General features: G+C 60.7%; 11 protein-coding genes and 1 pseudogene. 4 read left to right on the top strand and 8 right to left on the bottom strand.

The window, feature by feature from the left end:
- Positions 1–3 precede the first annotated feature (3 nt).
- Genes AWM79_RS19975 through AWM79_RS19965 form a run of 3 tightly spaced genes read right to left on the bottom strand, consistent with a single transcriptional unit; the run spans position 4 to position 1,758 of the window.
- On the bottom strand, positions 4–276 hold the full coding sequence (locus AWM79_RS19975; RefSeq protein ID WP_017130094.1) for a phosphopantetheine-binding protein: 273 nt from the start codon (positions 274–276) through the stop codon (positions 4–6).
- Entirely contained in the window at positions 245–1,063 is an 819-nt protein-coding gene (locus AWM79_RS19970; protein ID WP_017130095.1) for a lysophospholipid acyltransferase family protein, read from the bottom strand. Before AWM79_RS19970 ends, AWM79_RS19975 begins: the two co-directional genes overlap by 32 nt.
- Positions 1,039–1,758 carry a beta-ketoacyl synthase chain length factor gene (locus AWM79_RS19965; RefSeq protein WP_017130096.1) on the bottom strand — a complete coding sequence of 240 codons (720 nt, stop codon included), beginning with the start codon at positions 1,756–1,758 and terminating at the stop codon, positions 1,039–1,041. The genes AWM79_RS19970 and AWM79_RS19965 overlap by 25 nt, the downstream gene beginning before the upstream one ends.
- A 350-nt stretch (positions 1,759–2,108) precedes the next feature.
- On the opposite strand from AWM79_RS19965, the gene AWM79_RS19960 reads away from it, so the two are divergent.
- Entirely contained in the window at positions 2,109–2,882 is a 774-nt protein-coding gene (locus AWM79_RS19960) for a ParA family protein (RefSeq protein ID WP_060783603.1), read from the top strand.
- Here the strand turns inward: AWM79_RS19960 and trxC are convergent.
- Positions 2,879–3,319: a thioredoxin TrxC gene (gene trxC / locus AWM79_RS19955; RefSeq protein ID WP_017130098.1), complete on the bottom strand. Its 441-nt coding sequence runs from the start codon at positions 3,317–3,319 to the stop codon at positions 2,879–2,881. The genes AWM79_RS19960 and trxC overlap by 4 nt on opposite strands.
- Positions 3,320–3,411: 92 nt before the next feature.
- Here trxC and AWM79_RS19950 point away from each other — a divergent pair.
- A pseudogene (locus AWM79_RS19950) lies at positions 3,412–3,813 on the top strand (helix-turn-helix domain-containing protein).
- A gap of 6 nt (positions 3,814–3,819) precedes the next feature.
- Here AWM79_RS19950 and selO read toward each other — a convergent pair.
- The 3 genes from selO to AWM79_RS19935 are packed head-to-tail and all read right to left on the bottom strand — an operon-like array spanning position 3,820 to position 10,466.
- Positions 3,820–5,283 carry a protein adenylyltransferase SelO gene (selO, locus tag AWM79_RS19945; protein ID WP_060783602.1) on the bottom strand — a complete coding sequence of 488 codons (1,464 nt, stop codon included), beginning with the start codon at positions 5,281–5,283 and terminating at the stop codon, positions 3,820–3,822.
- A 53-nt stretch (positions 5,284–5,336) separates the two neighbouring features.
- Positions 5,337–8,687 (bottom strand): mechanosensitive channel MscK, encoded by a 3,351-nt coding sequence (gene mscK, locus AWM79_RS19940; RefSeq protein WP_017130102.1) that lies wholly within the window; start codon positions 8,685–8,687, stop codon positions 5,337–5,339.
- A gap of 36 nt (positions 8,688–8,723) precedes the next feature.
- A complete protein-coding gene (locus tag AWM79_RS19935) occupies positions 8,724–10,466 on the bottom strand; it encodes a potassium/proton antiporter (RefSeq protein WP_060783601.1) in 1,743 nt (580 codons plus the stop codon).
- A 341-nt stretch (positions 10,467–10,807) separates the two neighbouring features.
- Between AWM79_RS19935 and AWM79_RS24565 the strand changes: the two genes are divergently transcribed.
- Entirely contained in the window at positions 10,808–11,890 is a 1,083-nt protein-coding gene (locus AWM79_RS24565) for an anthrax toxin-like adenylyl cyclase domain-containing protein (protein ID WP_081503004.1), read from the top strand.
- 50 nt (positions 11,891–11,940) lie between these two features.
- Here AWM79_RS24565 and putA read toward each other — a convergent pair whose 3' ends face one another.
- The gene (gene putA, locus AWM79_RS19925) at positions 11,941–15,894 is read right to left on the bottom strand and encodes a trifunctional transcriptional regulator/proline dehydrogenase/L-glutamate gamma-semialdehyde dehydrogenase (protein ID WP_017130104.1); all 3,954 of its coding nucleotides are present in this window, start codon (positions 15,892–15,894) and stop codon (positions 11,941–11,943) included.
- Between the two features lie 456 nt (positions 15,895–16,350).
- On the opposite strand from putA, the gene putP reads away from it, so the two are divergent.
- Entirely contained in the window at positions 16,351–17,835 is a 1,485-nt protein-coding gene (gene putP, locus AWM79_RS19920) for a sodium/proline symporter PutP (RefSeq protein WP_060783600.1), read from the top strand.
- Positions 17,836–18,500 lie beyond the last annotated feature (665 nt).

The raw sequence follows: 18,500 nt of genomic DNA, 5'->3' as shown, positions 1-18,500 counted from the left end.
GTCTCAGGCTGCCTGTTTGGCCGTGACGAAAGCCGCAAGGCTGGCCACGCTGGAAAAATGGTCGCGGGTGTCCTTGGCGTCGCCATCGATCTTGATGCCATAGCGTTTCTGGATCGCCAGGCCGAGTTCGAGGGCGTCCACCGAGTCCAGGCCCAGGCCTTCGCCAAACAGCGTTTGCTCGTTGCCGATGTCCTGGGCACTGATGTCTTCGAGGCCGAGGGCATCGATGATCAGTTCCTTGATCTCATGGTGCAGGACGCTTGTCGGATCGCTCATCTGTGGCGAGCTCCTTAATGAAGTAATGGTGCAGAAAATCGTTGAGCCTGCGCGAAGCCTGAGGCGCGGGGCCTTGGCTGGCGAAGGCCTGTGGGTCTATATCGACTCCGACGCGAAAACTGAAGTGTACCCGGCGTCTGGGAATGCGATACCAGGGTTCGGCCTTGGTCAAGGTGGAGGGGCTGACCTTGATCACGACCGGGGTGATCATTCTCGCACCTCGCAAGGCAATCGCGGCGGCGCCGCGATGAAAGGCCGGCGCCTCTCCCGGCGTGGTGCGTGTACCCTCGGGGAAAATGATCAAGGTCTGGCCCTCTTGCAGCGCCGCAGTAGCGGCCTCGAGCATTGTCATGCTGCCATCGTTGCTGATGTACTGGGCGCAGCGCACTGGTCCTCGGGTGAACGGGTTCTGCCAGAGACTCTGCTTGACGACGCAGTTGGCGTTACGCACCAGGCCGATCAGGAACACCACGTCGATCAGCGACGGGTGGTTGGCGATAATCATTTGTCCGGGGCGTCCGAGCCGTTGCACGCCCTCGACTTCGTAGGTCAGCACGCCGGTCCGTGCCATGAATCGGATCAACAGCCAGAACAGCCGGCTGACCGTTTGCCGTGCGCGCCGGTATGAGTGCCGTGCATCGCCGGGCAGAGCGTTGAGTAAGGGGAAGATAACCAGGCGCAGGCACAGGCCACCCAACCCGAACAGGGCGAAGCTGACAGCGGTGGCCAGCAGGCGCCAGTAATAAGCGTCTTGAGGCTTATTCACGTTCGGCGCCGCCAGTTCCATGCCCGGGTCTTCCATCTGTGTTGGCAGATCGGGTCTGGGCCGAGCAAGGTACGCACCAGATTGAGGGCATGAGGCCATTGGCTTCTGACGCCTTCGTCCTGGCAACGGTCCAGGGACAACTGCCATTCGTCGCCCGGTGTCAGCAACAAACCGACGGCATAGGGGAACGGTACGTCGTCGATCCAGCGGCTGTAGGCTTCGGGCGGTTGTTCTTCGGTGATCACCAGCAATACCGCCGGAGCACCTTCACCGAGCAGTGCCGCCGCCTCCAGCATGCCATGCTCCAGGCCGTCGCCATTGGCGGCCAGCGCGCTCATTTCGCTGGTTTCGCCGCGTATGATCGACCACAAGCCGACAATGGCGTTATGTACCGAGAGACTGAACTGCGTGGGCGAGAGTGGCTGGTCGGCAGCCAGATCGCTGAGAATTTCCAGTGTGCGTAAGGTTTCGCCGTGCCGGGAGATGAAGACCAGTGGCAGTGCCTGGTGCCCCTGCGCCAGCGGCCAGCCGACGCTGAAGGCCATGCGCGCCAGGCGGCTGAGGCGGCGGCGTTGCATAGCTGGCAGGAACGACACATCGGGAGCCGCATCGCTCGGCGCAAGCACCGTGGGCTGGCGGCTCCAGACCTGCCAGTCGGCCACGCTCTCGAGGCCCGGGGCCCAGGCACCCCATTGGGCAATATTGAAGTTGATCACTGAGTAATCTTCCCGCCCCTGCGGGCTTGCTTGAACGCCACGGCTGGCTCCTTGACCGACATTCCACTGGGCGTGGCGCCATGGCCGAGTGGCGCGCATTATCCCGGTGCCACGGACTTGTAGCAAACAATGGGCTACATTTTGCCCGATAAAATCTACAAATGGCCAAAGCACCCTGTGTCATATGCCCATTGTCGATATTTTCGGCGATATGTCTGTCGGTCGTTTCCTTGATTTGAGTGGAGCGTTCGAGAGTTTGCGCAGTTATTGCCGATGATGGAATAGTACTTGTCTCCTCTAGGGCCAAGCCCTCTACACTCGGTTATTCATTGATGCACGGAGGTCCTGTCATGCGGCGTGTGGTATTCAATCAGAAGGGTGGGGTCGGCAAGTCGAGCATTGCTTGCAATCTGGCGGCGGTCAGCGCCAGCGAGGGCTATCGGACCCTGCTGGTGGACCTCGATGCCCAAGCCAATTCCACGCAATACCTGACCGGCCTCACCGGTGAGGACATTCCCATGGGTATTGCCGACTTCTTCAAGCAAACCCTGTCGTCCGGGCCGTTTTCCAAGAAGGGCCAGGTGGATATCTATGAAACCCCCTTCGACAACCTGCATGTGATCACCGCCACTGCCGAACTGGCCGACTTGCAGCCCAAGCTTGAGGCAAAGCACAAGATCAACAAGCTGCGCAAACTGCTGGACGAGTTGGCGCAGGATTACGAGCGGATTTACCTGGATACCCCGCCAGCGCTGAACTTCTATGCGGTTTCAGCGTTGATTGCCGCTGATCGTGTACTGATTCCCTTCGATTGCGACAGCTTTTCCCGGCAGGCGCTGTATGGCCTGCTGGCGGAAATCGAAGAGTTGAAGGAAGACCACAACGAAGGCCTGCAAGTGGAAGGCATCGTGGTCAATCAGTTCCAGCCGCGGGCCAGCCTGCCGCGACAGATGCTTGACGAGCTGATCGCCGAAGGGCTGCCGGTGCTGTCGGTATACCTTAACAGCTCGGTGAAGATGCGCGAGTCCCACGAAGCCAGCAAGCCGTTGATTCACTTTGACCCGCGTCACAAGTTGACCCAGCAGTTTGTCGAGCTGCACAACCTGCTGGAAGATAACGCCTAAGCGGCGATCCCCTGGCTGCGCAGCCACGCCAGTAGTTGCGGCAATGGAAAAGCTCCGCTCTGTCGCGCCACTTCCCGGCCGTTCCTGAACAGGATCAGGCTGGGAATCGAGCGAATCCCCAACTGCGCGGACAGTTGCGGGTTGGCTTCGCTGTCGAGCTTGGCCAGTCGGCATTTGCCCGCGAGCTGACCCGCCGCCTGCTCGAATATCGGCGCAAAGGATTTGCACGGCCCGCACCAATCGGCCCAGACATCCACCAGCAACGGCAGGTCGCCCTTGATCTGGCTCGCATAGTCACCCTGTTTCAACTCGAAAGGTTTGTCCAGCAGGACCCCGGCCTTGCAGCGCCCGCATTTTGGCTGATCGCCCAAGCGGTCGGCGGGAATGCGGTTGAGACCGTTGCAGTGGGGGCAGGGGATCAACAGGGGGGCGGACATGGCGGGGCTCCAGATAAATGGCCAGTGGACTCTATCTGGAGTCGTGAATGGGCTTTATCAAGGTTTCAGGTTAAATGGAGGGATGAACGTTGATGAACGTCATGACCCAACAGGCTTTCGGGCATTGGCATTTTGTCGGGCCGCTGCTGTGCAAGCCGAAAAACGAAGCCGACTACGATGCGTTGGTCGGCATGCTCGATGAATTGCTCGAGCTGATCGGCGAGGACGAGTCGAGCCCGCTGATGAGCCTGGTGGATATCCTCAGTGATCACATCCAAGCCTATGACCAGGAGCACCGGCCGATGCCGAAGGCCAGTGGCGCCGATGTCCTGCGGGAAATGATGCGCGAGCATGGCCTGACCTAGAGCGACCTGCCGGGCGTGGGGCCGCAATCGGTGGCTTCGGAAATCCTCAGCGGCAAGCGCCAGCTCCACCTGCGCCAGATTCGCTGGCCGGCCGAACGCTTCGGGGTGCGCGAGCAGACCTTTATCTGAGCCGGTTCAGGACGAACAACTGATCTCCAGGTGCTTGCCCCATTCCGGTGGCCGCTGGGCATAGGCTTGCATCCCCGCTTGTTCCTCGAACGGGTTGCTCAGCACCGCGTGTAGCCGCCGCACTTCCTCGTAGTCGCCACCCTCCGCTGCATCGATGGCCTTCTGCGCCAGGTAGTTGCGCAGGATGTAGAGCGGATTGACCGCGTGCATCCGCGCCTGGCGCCGGGCCTCGTCCTGGTCCGGTTCGCGGGCGACGCGGGCTTTATAGGGCTCTGCCCAGGTATCGAAGCCGTTAAGGTCGATAAAGTCGTTGCGCAGGCGGGCCGTGGCCAGGGCGGCGGGTTCATTGCCCAAGCGGCGGAAGAACAGGCTGTAATCCACGCCACCGACCTGCATCAGTTGCAGCAGGTCCTCCACCAGTTTCTGGTCGTCCCCTTCTGCCGTGGTCAGGCCGAGGCGGCGGCGCATCAGGTCCAGGTAGTGGGCCTGGTACAGCGGTAGGAACAAGCCCAGGGTTTCGCGCAGGGCCTCGACCGTGATGAAGGGACTCAGTGCCTGGGCCAGCGCACTGAGGTTCCACTGGCCGATCGGCACTTGGTTGCTGAAGGAATAGCGGCCCTGGCCGTCGGAATGGTTGCAGATGAAATGGGCGTCGAAATCATCGAGGAAGGCAAAGGGGCCAAAATCGAAAGTGATGCCCAGGATTGACATGTTGTCGGTGTTCATCACGCCATGACAGAAGCCGTAGGCCTGCCACTTGGCAATCAGCTCGGCATTGCGCTCGACGATTTCCTTGAACATCGCCAGGTACGGCTCCGGCTGTTCCAGGCATTCGGGGAAGTGCAGCGCCAGCACGTGCTCGCCGAGTTGCTTGTGCTGCTCGGGCTGCTGGGTGTAGTAAAAATACTCGAAATGACCGAAACGGACATGGCTCGGCGCCAGGCGCAGGATCATCGCCGCGCGCTCCTGTTTTTCCCGCCAGACTGGAGTGTCGGAGCCGATTACACAGAGTGCCCTGCTGCTGGGGATGCCCAGGGCATGCAGGGCTTCGCTGGCGAGAAATTCGCGGATCGAGGAGCGTAGCACCGCACGACCATCGCCCATGCGCGAATAGGGGGTCTGGCCGGCACCCTTGAGATGCAAGTCCCAGTGCTCGCCCGCCTGGTTGTAGACCTCGCCCAGCAACAGCCCACGACCGTCGCCCAGGCGCGGGTTGTAGGCGCCGAACTGATGCCCTGAATAGACCATTGCCCGTGGCTCGGCCTCGGCCCATAACGTGTGGCCGCTAAATAGCTGGGCAAACACGGGTTGCTCGGCAACCGCCGGGTCAAGGTCGAGCAGAGCCATGGCCGCTGGACTGGCAACCACCAGGCGCGGGTTGTCGATGGGCTCGGGCAGCACATGGGTAGAAAAGCCGTCGCCCAGGCGGGCGAAGCGGTTGTCGAAGGTCAGTTCGTCGAGGGCTTTCAACGGCCATCTCCAGCAGAGTGTCCGAGTATTTTGCTGGGATTGGCTTCCCAGTGCTAGTCAAGCTTGTTCAGCGGCGACTGCTGATCCGGCTCGACCGGGGGCTTGGGCGCCAAGCTGCTTGTTTCGCCTTCGACGGGCACCAACTTGTATTCCTGGCCGTGCAGGTTCTTGAGGTAGACCTCCATCTGCCGGAACGAGATGTTGATGTGTTCTTTCTTGAACTCGCAGTTGATAAAACGGTTGACCTCGTCGATCACCGGGTTGCGGTCGCCCAGGTCACGTACATGCATGCGCAACTCGTGGTCCAGGGTGCTTTCGCCGAAGTTGAGGAAATACACATGGGGCTCGGGCTCCTTGAGCACCCGCGGGTTGTCGCGGGCAGCCTTGAGCAGCAATTCCTTAACCCGATCCAGGTCGGAGCCATAGTCCACGCCGAGCTTGAGGGTCACGCGGGTGACGGTGTCGGTCAGCGACCAGTTGATCAGTTGTCCGGTGATGAAGGTCTTGTTCGGGACAATAATGTCCTTGCGGTCGAAGTCGGTGATGGTGGTCGCCCGGATGCGGATCTTGCTGACCGTACCTGACAGCGTGCCGATGGTAATGGTATCGCCGATCCGCACCGGGCGTTCGAACAGGATCATGATGCCGGAGATGAAGTTGGCGAAGATTTCCTGCATGCCGAAGCCCAGTCCGACCGATAGAGCCGCTACCAGCCACTGCAACTTATCCCAGCTCACCCCCAGGGTCGAGAGGGTGGACACGAAACCGATGCCGGCGATGACATAGGACAGCAGGGTGGTGGTGGCGTAGGCGCTGCCCTGGGCCAGTTCGAGCTTGGACAGTACCAGCACTTCCAGCAGGCCGGGCAGGTTGCGCGCCAGGGCAAAGGTGATACCGACGATCGCCAGGGCACCGATCACGTTGCCAATGGTGATCGGCACCATGCTCATGGTGGCGCCGGTACCGCTGGTGTATTCGTAGAGGGTGATGTTGTCCAGGTACGAGAACACCGTGATCAGGTCCGACCAGACCCAGTACAGCGCCGCGACGAAACCGCCGAGCAGGATCAGGCGGATCAGGCGCAGGGACTGCTGGTTGACCTGTGCGATATCCAGGGCCGGCTCTTCGACCGTCGGCTCGCCATCGCCGGCGTCCTTGGCAGCCTGGCGTTTGCTCAGGGCGCGCTGATAGGCCAGGCGGCGTGCCGCGACGGCCAGGCCGCGCACGAAGGTGGCCTCGATCACCAGCCAGAACATTAGCAGGTAGAGGGTGTTGATCAAGCGGTCGCTGAGCTTCAAGGCGGTGTAGTAGTAGCCGAAGCAGACCGCGACGAACAGGGCGATGGGCAGCGCGGTGAACACCACGCCCACCAGTTTGCGAAACAATGAGGCATTGTGGTGATTCGGGCTGCGCAGCAGTAACCGGCTGAGCAGCCAGGCCATCAGTGCATAACAGGTCAGGACCACGGCAATGCCGAGCACGTCGTCGGCCAGCGCGGCCGGTTGGTGTTCGGCCACCGCCACCACGGCCACCAGTGCCATGACCACGAAGCCGAGGCGACGGATCCAACCCTGGAGGAACTCGACCTGGGGTTTTTCCCAGTGGAAATGCAGTTCGGCCACGCCGCCCGGCGCGAGGATCCGGTAGGCGGTGTAGAACACCAGCCAGGCTTGGGACATCTGTAACAATGCGGCACCGAGGTTGGCGTTCTGGCCTCGGGCATCGATCTGCAAGGCATAGCCGCAGAGCGCCAGGCCCAGGGCAATCGGCAGCGCCAGCAGCACGTTGACCAGGATCGCCTGCGGCGTATGCCACTGGCTGTCTCGCTTGAAGTGGCCGATGTCCTTGTGCACCTTGCTCAGTTGCGCGTACAGGTGGCGGCGCCGCCATAACAGCGCACCGATCAACAGCAGCAAGGGCAGGAACAGCAGCGGCCGTTGCAGCAGGCCTTCGCTCAGCTCGCTCAGGCTGGAAGCCCAGGGCAAGGTATTGAGCTGTTTTTGCAGGCGACTGGGTACGCCCTCCAGCCATTCCAGGTCCAGCGGCTTGTTGCTGGGGATCCAGAACATCTGCTCGTCCAGGGTCGCGCGCAGGGCCTGGGCGGTGTCGAGCAATTGTTTCTGGTTCAGTTGCAAGGTGATCGATTCGTTGAGCAAGGCGCTCAGTTCGCGATTCAGGCGCTCCAGCAGATCGCCACGGGTCACGGCGAGGTCAAGCAGGGTGCGCCGTAGCTGCGGGTTGAGCTGCTCCGGTGGCTGGGTCGCCAGCAGGTTATCCACATAAGTACTGGGGCTGTTGATCAGCTCGCGCTGTTGGTTGACCTCGAACTGGTACAGACGGATATCGGCGATCTCATCCGCCAGGTTCTTGTCCAGTTGCAGTCGCGGCAGGGCCTGTTTTTGTTTGTAGAGAATTTTCGACAGCAGCAGGCTGCCCTTGAGCACGCTGATCTGTTCGTCCAGGGCCTGGTCGCTCTGGGTCACACTATCGAGTTGCTGCTTGGCCCGTAGGTTCTGCTGGGTCAATTCGTTGAGGCGGTCGGTACTTTTGAGCAGGTAGTCGGAGAGCTTGAGGTTGGTCGCGCTCTCGGTCGCCAGCAGGCTGCTGTCACCGGCCTTCTGGGCTTCGATGGATTGCTGGGTAACGGTCTTCTGGGACTGGGCCAGGCGTTTCTGGTTGATCAGCGTCTGCATATCCTGGATTTCCTGTTCCAGGCGTGCGGTCTTTTCCATCAGCAGGTCGTGCTGGCTGTTGCCCAGGTCCTGCAACTGGCTATTGCCCGCCAGCTCTTGGCGGCGCAGCAGGATCAAGGCGTTGATCGAGGCCAGTTCTGCGTTCAACTGGTTGCGTTGGTCGCCGCTTAGCGTCTTACCGTTATCCTTACCTAGCTTGAGGGTGGTGTTGATCTGTTGGATGCGGGTCTGGCTGCTGCTGATCTCCGACTGTGCCCGCTCGGGACGGGTCTGGGCGGTGATGATCAGGCTATTGGCGTCGGCCAGGGCCTTTTGTAGCTCGCCCTGCTGGGTGGTGCGCTCGGACAGCAATTGTTCGAGTTGCGGGACCGATTGGTTGGCATAGCGCTGGGCGACCGGGACCACTTTGGTGACTTTCAGGCGTGCCAGTTCACGTTGGTTTTCGTTGGTCTGGCGTGGAGCCTCGGCCACTTGTTGCTTGGTCGCGCTCAGGCGCTTATCGTAGTCGTCGGCGCTCGACAGCCAGCTCAAGGTCTGCTGGAGCACCAGTTGCAGGGCTTTCTGATCGGCGTCAGGCAGTTTGCGCTCGGCGATCTTGTCCAGGCTCTGCTGGACCGACCCGCTGGTGGGTGGCTCGGCGGCCTGTAGCGCGCCGACGGCAAGACTCAGGCCCAGCAGGGTCGTAACGAAAAGAGAGCGCATGAAAGACATAGGTACTGGTCGAGCCTGATGAAGAGAATGGGCAGTTTAGAGGAAGAGTCCCGGCCCTGGGCGACTTCCTTCGGGGAATCTGACGCCCACTTTGCCGATCTTGTTCCCGTCCATGACTGCCACCGTCCAGAGGGTGTTGTTCCACTCCACCTGGTCGCCGACGATTGGCGCGCCGCCGACCTTGTAGGCGATAAAGCTGCTCAGCGGCGTGTTCGGGTCGACGCCTTCGAGTTTCAGACCATAGAGCGCCGAGACCGCGCCCAGTTGGGCGTCGCCTTCGAGCACGAAATCGCCGAAGAAGCGCAGATCGAGGCCGCGCTCTGGCGCCTGGCTGAACAGTTTGCCGAGCGCCGACAGGTTGTGCTCGTGGCCGATGACACACAACAGGTCGCCGACTTCCAGGGTGGTACTACCCGACGGATGGAGCAGTTGCTGGCCTCGGAACAGTGCGGCGATCCGCGTGCCTTCGGGCATTTTCAGCTCGCGCAGGGCGGCGCCGATGCACCATTTCTCGGCGCCCAGGCGGTAGACGAACAGTTCCCACTCGCTGGTGACATGAACCTCCAGCGCGGCGCGAGAAATCGGCGCCGGCTCCGGCGGCACCGTGACCTTGAGCAACTTGGCGACCCACGGCAGGCTGGTGCCTTGCACCAGCAGCGATACCAGCACGATAAAGAACGCCAGGTTGAAGTACAGCTGCGCATGGGGCAGGCCGGCCATCAACGGGAACACCGCGAGAATAATCGGCACCGCGCCGCGCAGGCCGACCCAGGAAATAAAGGCTTTTTCCCGGCCATGGAAAGCCTTGAACGGCAGCAGGCCGATCAGTACCGACAGCGGTCGGGCGAACAGGATCATCCACAATGCCAGGCCCAGGGCCGGCAGGGCAATGGGTAGCAGATCATGGGGCGTGACCAACAGACCCAGCACCAGGAACATGCCGATCTGCGCCAGCCAGGCCATGCCGTCGAGCATGTGCAGGATGCCATGGCGGCTGCGCACCGGGCGGTTGCCGATCACCAGACCGCACAGGTAGACCGCCAGGAAGCCACTGCCGTGCAGGGCGTTAGTCAGGGCGAAGACCACCAGGCCGCCGGCAATCACCAGGATCGGGTACAGGCCGTTGGCCAAGTTGATCCGGTTGACCAGTTGTAGCATCAGCCAGCCGCCAACCAGGCCGATGACGCTGCCGATGCCGAATTCGCGAACCAGATGGCCGAACAGGCTCCAGTGCAGGCCGGTCTGGCCGCTGGCAAGCATGTCGATCAGCGTCACGGTGAGGAACACCGCCATCGGGTCGTTACTGCCCGACTCGATTTCCAGGCTGGCGCTTACCCGTTCGTTCAGGCCCTTGCCGCCCAGTAGGGAAAATACCGCGGCGGCATCCGTCGAGCCGACGATGGCGCCGATCAACAGGCCTTGGATGATGTTCAGGTTGAACAGCCAGGCGGCGGCTATACCGGTCAGTGCAGTGGTGATTAGCACGCCCACGGTCGCCAGCGACAGTGCCGGCCAGAGGGCCACGCGAAAACTCGCGACCCGCGTGCGCAGGCCGCCATCGAGCAGGATCACGGCCAGGGCCAGGTTGCCCACCAAGTAGGCGGTTGGGTAGTTGTCGAAAATGATCCCGCCGCCGTCGACGCCAGCGGTCATCCCCACGGCCAGGATGATCACCAGGATGGGGATACCGAGGCGCGAGGACAGGGAGCTCACCAAAATGCTTGCGCCTACCAGCAACGCGCCGATCAAGAACAGGCTGTTGATGGTCGTTGCATTCAAAGGCAGTACTCCAGAAAAAGCGAGAAGGGCAGTGCGCGGACTGACCATGCAGTCTACGTGCCAGCGATTCTAACTCGTTGAAATGCACTGCTGTCAAAAAGCTTTGGAGTCACTCATTCCATATAGCCGGGCAGGTATTGCCCGCGCGTCGACAATCTCGGGCTGATGGAAGTAGCGGTGCCTGGCAAGATTGATTCGGGTGATGGTGGGGCCAGGCAGTGATGGTGGATTGCGGGTAACGGTGGTCGCGACGACAGAATGCGGTGTAGGGGTTTTTTCTGATATTTGAACGAGTCGGTTGTCGTCAAAGTAGTCCTTCGAGTTTTTTGAGGGAGTACTTTATGTTGGAAAGACTGTCAGACACTCAGCTTTTCACCGCCGGGTTTTTACGGGACGCCTTGCCGTCAACCGTGTCCGAGTCGCTGAAAACGGTCACGAATGTGTCTCAGGCACTGCAGAAGGTCTCGGCGTCTGCCGTTTCGCCCGATATCACTCTTGATTTGCCGTATGCCGAAGCGATTCAAACCGTGGCCAATCGTTATGGGGTCGTGCTCGGTATTCGCACGCCCAATCCCCTGAGCGCGAGCCTGCTCAGGGAAGGGTTTTCCTCGAAGTGCTTTCATGTAAAAGCCAAGTCCAGCGGTACCGGGCCCACGGCCGGTTTTATTGCGCTCAATCCTGCGTACTCGAAGGTGACGGCGGCGCAAGTCGCTCAGCAGCAATACGGCATCGACAGTTCATTGCGCGCTGGCGCCGGGGCGGTGAACCTGGTGCTGTCTCAGGCGCGTATTCACGAGTTGCTGGCGACCGGGCATCTGACGCCCGTGGGGGAGGGGTATCAGGTCGAGTATCCCTCGGGTGCCTGCGTTCGGTTCCACATCGACATACAGGGACAGGTGCTCGACGAGACCGGGCCAGTCAAAGTGCTGAGCAATCCGGGCGATGACAGGGCAATCACGGCGGACTATGACCTGTTCTCGATTTATCCGCGCCAGACGCAAAGTGACAACGTTCGGCCGTTGCGCGTCGCGCCGATATTGGCGAAGACGGCTTGCGAGGCACTGAAGCTGCGAGCTATGCCGTTGCTTACCGGGCAGCCTGCTTTCCGGGGGGCACAGGAACATGAGGACATGGGCAATATCCATCGTTTTGGCATGGCGATCGTGCGGTCGCTGAACCAGGAAATTGCCGGAGCGGGCTATGCCGGTGGCAACCTGGTCTGGCACAACGACGAAACCGGTAATCCGTTTTCCCCAGGGTTCGACGCACGGGATGCGCCGATTTTCTTTTTTCCCAAGGGCCGTCAAAGCGGTGTGACGCCCGCACCTCGACAGGTTTCATCGAGGGAGGAACTGCTGGAGTTGCAAGCCCGCCTGCGCAAAGAGGGATTTGGTGTGGAATACAGTCCCCGGTTCGGGTTCTGAAGGGCAATGAAACCAGGCGCCTATTGTCGGCGCCCGGTCTTTCGGGCGATTTAACCGATGGTCATCAGGCTGGCGTTACCACCCGCAGCCGCAGTGTTGACGCTCAGCGCACGTTCGATCACCAAGCGTTCCAGGGCAATACCGGTTTCGCCCTGAGACAGGCCCTGCACGCCGACAATCGCTCCAGCCCGTTTGGCCACCTGCTGACAGACCGCCCGCAACTGGTCGGAATGACCGTGATGCAGCACCGCATCGAAGATCGCCTCGTCCTTCTGCCAGTCGGCCACCTGCTGGATGCGCGCCTGGACCTCTTTGGGTAGCCGGGCATGGAGCGCCTTGCCCAGCTCTCCCTCCGGCCATACCGCTGAACTGCCCACCGCCAGAACGGCGGCGAGCTGGCTCAGCAGGTCCGCTTCAACGGCTGCCAGGCACAACACGTGCTCGCGGGGCAGGATGGCATAGGTGTTGCGCTCGCCGGTCGGGCCGACCAGCGGGCGAGTGATGCCGCTTTGCGATTGCGCGGCAAACTGGGTGCACAACTCCGCCAGCTCCGGTTGCTGGTTGGCGCGTGCCCAGGTTTGTAGTGCGATCAGCGGCTTGCTCATGGCGTCGCGCAAGCGCATATCCGGCGCATTCAGGGCATCGACACGCACGAACGATTGCTCGATGGCATCGCTCGGTCGGGTCGCCAGCAGGCGATACAGGTACAGTGGGCCACCGGCTTTCGGACCGGTGCCCGACAGGCCTTCGCCGCCGAACGGTTGGACACCGACCACGGCGCCGACGATATTGCGGTTGACGTAGACATTGCCGGCATTGACCGTGTCGATGACCTTGGCGATGGTTTCGTCGATCCGTGTGTGCACGCCCAGAGTCAGGCCGTAGCCTGAGGCATTGATCTGTGCGATCAACGAGTCGATTTCCTTGCGCTTGTAGCGCACCACATGCAGCACCGGGCCGAAGATTTCCCGCTGCAGTTCGTCGAAGCTTTCCAGTTCGATCAGGGTCGGCATGACGAACGTGCCGCGCTTGCACTCCTCGCTGTCAGCGATGGCCACTTGGTAGACACTGCGACCTTTGTCGCGCATGGCCTGGATATGTTTCTCGATACCCGCCTTGGCCTCGGCGTCGATCACCGGGCCGATATCCACGGACAAGCGTTCCGGGTTGCCCAGGCGGCATTCAGCCATGGCGCCCTTGAGCATTTCGATCACACGCTCGGCGCAGTCTTCCTGCAGGCACAGCACGCGCAGGGCTGAGCAACGCTGGCCGGCACTGTCGAAGGCCGAGGAGACGACATCGATGACCACCTGTTCAGTCAACGCCGAGGAATCGACGATCATTGCGTTCTGCCCGCCGGTTTCGGCGATCAGCGGAATCGGTCGGCCCTGATTATCCAGGCGTCCGGCGACATTGCGCTGCAGCAGGCGGGCGACTTCGGTGGAGCCGGTGAACATCACGCCTTTGACGCGCTCGTCGCCAACCAGGCGCGCACCCACGGTTTCACCACGGCCCGGTAGCAGTTGCACCACACCTTGTGGAATCCCCGCTTCGAGCAGCAGGCGCACGGCCTGGGCGGCGATCAGTGGGGTCTGTTCAGCGGGCTTGGCCAGCACCGGATTACCGGCGGCCAGTGCGGCAGCCACCTGGCCGCTGAAAATGGCGAGCGGGAAGTTCCACGGGCTGATGCAGACCACCGGTCCCAACGGACGGTGGGCGTCGTTGCTGAAGTCATTGCGGGCCTGCACTGCGTAGTAGCGCAGAAAGTCCACGGCCTCGCGGACTTCGGCGATAGCATTGGCGAAGGTCTTGCCAGCTTCCCGGGCCAGCAGGCCCATCAGCGGCTGGATCTCACCTTCCATCAGGTCGGCGGCACGTTCCAGGATCGCGGCGCGCTCGGCCGGCGGGGTGGCCTGCCAGATCGGCGCGGCGCTCAGCGCGCATTGGACGGCATTGTCGACGTCTTCGACCGTGGCTTCCTGGACATAACCGACCAGATCGCGCTGATCCGAGGGATTCAACACCGCCGTCGCGGTTTCGTTGCTGGCGTCGCAGCCCAGCATCGGCGCGGCCTTCCAGTTGTTATGGGCGCTGGCCAGCAGTGCACAGGACAGCGAGGCCAAGCGATGCTCGTTGGCCATGTCGATACCCGCCGAGTTGGCGCGCTCGGGACCATACAGCTCGCGTGGCAAGGGAATGCGCGGGTGTGGCAAGCCGAAACCACCTTCCTGCAACGCCATCTGCTCGATGCTGCTGACCGGATCGGCCACCAGTTCCTGAATGGAGATGGACTGGTCAGCGATGCGGTTGACAAAGGAGGTGTTGGCTCCGTTCTCCAGCAGCCGACGAACCAGATAGGCCAGCAAGGTTTCGTGGGTGCCGACCGGGGCGTACACGCGACACGGACGGTTCAGCTTGCCTTCGGCGACCTTGCCCACCACTTGTTCGTAGAGCGGTTCGCCCATGCCGTGCAGGCATTGGAACTCGTACTGGCCGGGATAATAGTTCTGCCCGGCGATATGGTAGATGGCCGACAGGGTATGGGCGTTGTGAGTGGCGAACTGCGGGTAGATGACTTCCGGGACCGACAGCAGCTTTCGCGCGCAGGCGATGTAGGAAACGTCGGTGTACACCTTGCGGGTATACACCGGATAGCCTTCCAAGCCTTCGACCTGGGCGCGCTTGATCTCACTGTCCCAGTAAGCGCCTTTCACCAGGCGGATCATCAGGCGGTGACGACTGCGGCGAGCCAGGTCGATGACGTAGTCGATCACATACGGGCAGCGCTTCTGGTAGGCCTGGATCACGAAGCCTATGCCGTTCCAGCCGGTCAGTTGCGGTTCGAAGCACAGGCGTTCGAGCAAATCCAGCGACAGCTCCAGGCGGTCGGCTTCTTCGGCGTCGATGTTCAGGCCGATATCATATTGCTTGGCCAGCAGGGTCAGCGACAGCAGGCGCGGGTACAACTCGTCCATCACCCGCTCGTACTGAGCACGGCTGTAGCGTGGATGCAGCGCCGAAAGCTTGATGGAGATGCCCGGCCCTTCATAAATGCCACGACCGTGGGAGGCCTTGCCGATGGCGTGGATCGCCTGCTCGTAGGACGCCAGGTATTTCTGCGCATCGCGTTCGGTCAGGGCCGCTTCGCCGAGCATGTCGTAGGAATAGCGGAAACCCTTGGCTTCGAAACGGCTGGCGTTGGCCAGCGCCTCGGCGATGGTTTCGCCGGTGACGAACTGTTCGCCCATCAGGCGCATGGCCATGTCGACGCCCTTGCGGATCATCGGCTCGCCGCTTTTGCCGATGATCCGGCTCAGGGACGAGGTCAGGCCGGCTTCATTGTGGGTAGCGACCAGCTTGCCGGTCAGCAGCAGGCCCCAGGTGGCGGCGTTGACGAATAGCGACGGGCTGTTGCCCAGGTGCGGGTGCCAGTTGCCGGTGCTGATCTTGTCGCGAATCAGCGCGTCGCGGGTGCCTTTGTCGGGAATCCGCAGCAGCGCTTCGGCCAGGCACATCAATGCCACGCCCTCCTGAGACGACAGCGAAAACTCCTGTAACAAACCCTGGACGATACCGGCCCGACCACCGACGCTCTTCTGGTTGCGCAGCTTTTGCGCGATGTTCGAGGCCAGCTTATGGGTGGCCTCGGCCATGGCCACCGGCAGGCGCGCCTGTTCCAGCAGCATCGGCACCACTTCCGACTCGGGGCGCCGGTAAGCGGCAGTAATGGCCGAGCGCAGCACCGATTGCGGGAGGATGCTTTCGGCAAATTCGAGGAAGCACTGATGGGCATGGTCGGCCTGAAGCTCACCGGCGTCGTCGGTTTCACCCCGGACGGTGCCGCTGAGTTCGCTCAGGGTTGCACCGCTCTCGAGTTTTTCCAGGTAATTGAAAATGGCTTGCTTGATCAGCCAGTGGGGGGTGCGATCAATCGAGTGGGCTGCTGCCTTAAGGCGCTCGCGGGTCGGGTCGTCGAGTTTGACCCCAAGGGTGGTCGTAGCCATTTTCTTATCCTCATGGTTGCCACTGTTGCGCGGCATTAGCTGTCGGCAAGAGTAGCTTCGGGATAGTCAAGGTGCAACCGGGTGCAACCATTTTTTACGCGAAAAGAACCGCGGTTGATCGAAAGATTTTTTCCGGCACGTGGGTGCCGCTTCGATCTTAAGTTTTTCAATTATTAGTACTTTGTTTTTTGCTCCGAAAGGGAGCAAGAAACAATCGGAAAAGCCGGAAACGCCTAAGGGTGCAACTTAAACAGACGAAACAGGTTGCACCTTGTTTGTTTTGTTTAATAGCATGCATGGTCAAGGTGCAACCTCTTGCAAGCGGGGTCATCGGCTGATGGTTTTCCTGGGAAAATATCAGTCATAAATGCTCGACTCGTTCAACCGTCTGACAGCCAGTGGTCATTGTGTCGGTTGCGGGTCGCCGCTAAATAAAAACAATGCCAGGACTTTTGAATGAGTGTAAGCAACCCAACCCTGATCACCTTTGTGATCTACATCGCCGCAATGGTGTTGATCGGTCTGATGGCCTATCGCTCCACCAATAACCTTTCCGACTATATTCTCGGTGGCCGCAGCCTCGGCAGCGTGGTGACCGCGCTGTCGGCCGGTGCTTCCGACATGAGTGGCTGGCTGCTGATGGGCCTGCCAGGCGCCATCTACCTGTCCGGTCTGTCGGAAAGCTGGATTGCCATTGGCCTGATCGTCGGGGCCTACTTGAACTGGCTGTTCGTCGCCGGTCGTCTGCGAGTCCAGACCGAGCACAACGGTGATGCGCTGACCCTGCCGGATTACTTCTCCAGCCGTTTCGAGGACCGCAGTGGCTTGTTGCGAATCATCGCCGCCGTGGTGATCCTGGTGTTCTTCACCATCTACTGTGCCTCGGGCATCGTCGCCGGAGCGCGGCTGTTCGAAAGCACCTTTGACATGCCCTACGAAACGGCTTTGTGGGCCGGTGCGGCGGCGACCATCGCCTACACCTTCGTCGGCGGTTTCCTGGCGGTCAGTTGGACCGACACCGTGCAAGCCACACTGATGATCTTCGCGCTGATCCTGACGCCGATCATCGTGCTGCTGGCTACCGGCGGTGTCGACACCACCTTCCTGGCCATCGAAGCCAAGGATCCGAGCAACTTCGACATGCTCAAGGGCACCACCTTCGTCGGGATCATTTCGCTGATGGGCTGGGGCCTGGGCTACTTCGGCCAGCCGCATATCCTGGCGCGTTTCATGGCGGCGGATTCGGTCAAGTCGATTGCCAACGCCCGGCGCATTTCCATGACCTGGATGATCCTGTGCCTGGGTGGCACCGTGGCAGTGGGCTTCTTCGGTATCGCCTATTTCTCGGCGCATCCCGATGTGGCCGGTCCTGTCAGCGAAAATCCCGAGCGGGTATTTATCGAGCTGGCGAAAATCCTCTTCAATCCGTGGATTGCCGGCGTACTGCTGTCGGCGATCCTGGCGGCGGTGATGAGTACCCTGAGCTGCCAGTTGCTGGTGTGTTCCAGTGCCCTGACCGAAGACTTCTACAAGGCCTTCCTGCGTAAATCCGCCTCCCAGCTTGAGCTGGTCTGGGTTGGCCGGGCGATGGTGCTGCTGGTGGCGGTAATTGCCATCGTCTTGGCGGCGAATCCGGAAAACCGCGTACTGGGGCTGGTGAGCTACGCTTGGGCCGGCTTTGGCGCGGCATTCGGTCCGGTGGTACTGATTTCGGTGATCTGGAAGGACATGACCCGCAATGGCGCATTGGCCGGGATTCTGGTTGGCGCGATCACGGTGATTGTCTGGAAACACTTCAACCTGCTGGGGTTGTACGAAATCATCCCAGGTTTCCTGTTCGCCAGCCTTGCGATCTATATCGTCAGCAAGTTGGGCAAGCCTTCGGCGCTGATGCTGCAGCGTTTCGACGCAGCAGAGAAGCAGTTCCGCCAGGACCGCTGATGGCGTGGGGTTGAGACCCTGAACACAGCGTGATCGAAAAACGGCTCGTCTCTTTATGGGGATGGGCCGTTTTTTTGGAAGGGCGAAAAATGCAGCCACCACGACTCAGTTCCTCCAATAGTGCAGTGGCAATAGCGCCATGCCGGAAAGCAACAGTGAAATATGGGGGCCTATAACGGCCCTCTTCAAACCTTCGGGAAACTGATGCACTTGCTCTAGATCGATAACGCTGCATCGAGGGTGCAACAGGGGACGTGAGAGAATGGCGACTACTACAGAGACTCTCCTTGTTCGCCCTATAAACTCTTCTCCCCAGCCGACTTTCGAGTCCATGACCAAGGAGCATTTATCCAATAGTTTCTCCATTCGCTACAGCTTCCAATAGGCAAGAGTCGTCAGGATCAATATATTAATGATCAGCCAGAGCATGACACCGGCAGATAGCCAGAATGAGAGTGGGAGGGTCATGGAGTTGTTCATTTGTATAATGGCTCGCCGGGTTACGAGTCAGCTTTTCCAATACGGAGATAGCAATATCATTATGCAGCAGAGCACTATTGAAATATGGACGCCTACGACCAGTCTCTTAAGGCCTTTGGGGAATTGACGTATTTGCTCTAGATCGATAACAGTGCATCGAGGGTGCAGTAGAGGGCGTGAGAGAG

This window comes from Pseudomonas agarici (assembly GCF_001543125.1).
GTDB lineage: Bacteria > Pseudomonadota > Gammaproteobacteria > Pseudomonadales > Pseudomonadaceae > Aquipseudomonas > Aquipseudomonas agarici.
Note: the sequence above shows the minus strand (reverse complement) of the source record. Positions and strands in the feature narration are given on the sequence as shown.

Bases quoted from the DNA above. Each gene is read 5' to 3' on its own strand.
- AWM79_RS19970 (WP_017130095.1), bottom strand. From the start codon at position 1,063: ATGGAACTGGCGGCGCCGAACGTGAATAAGCCTCAAGACGCTTATTAC.
- mscK (WP_017130102.1), bottom strand. From the start codon at position 8,687: ATGTCTTTCATGCGCTCTCTTTTCGTTACGACCCTGCTGGGCCTGAGT.
- putA (WP_017130104.1), bottom strand. From the start codon at position 15,894: ATGGCTACGACCACCCTTGGGGTCAAACTCGACGACCCGACCCGCGAG.
- trxC (WP_017130098.1), bottom strand. From the start codon at position 3,319: ATGTCCGCCCCCCTGTTGATCCCCTGCCCCCACTGCAACGGTCTCAAC.
- putP (WP_060783600.1), top strand. From the start codon at position 16,351: ATGAGTGTAAGCAACCCAACCCTGATCACCTTTGTGATCTACATCGCC.
- AWM79_RS19975 (WP_017130094.1), bottom strand. From the start codon at position 276: ATGAGCGATCCGACAAGCGTCCTGCACCATGAGATCAAGGAACTGATC.
- AWM79_RS19960 (WP_060783603.1), top strand. From the start codon at position 2,109: ATGCGGCGTGTGGTATTCAATCAGAAGGGTGGGGTCGGCAAGTCGAGC.
- AWM79_RS24565 (WP_081503004.1), top strand. From the start codon at position 10,808: ATGTTGGAAAGACTGTCAGACACTCAGCTTTTCACCGCCGGGTTTTTA.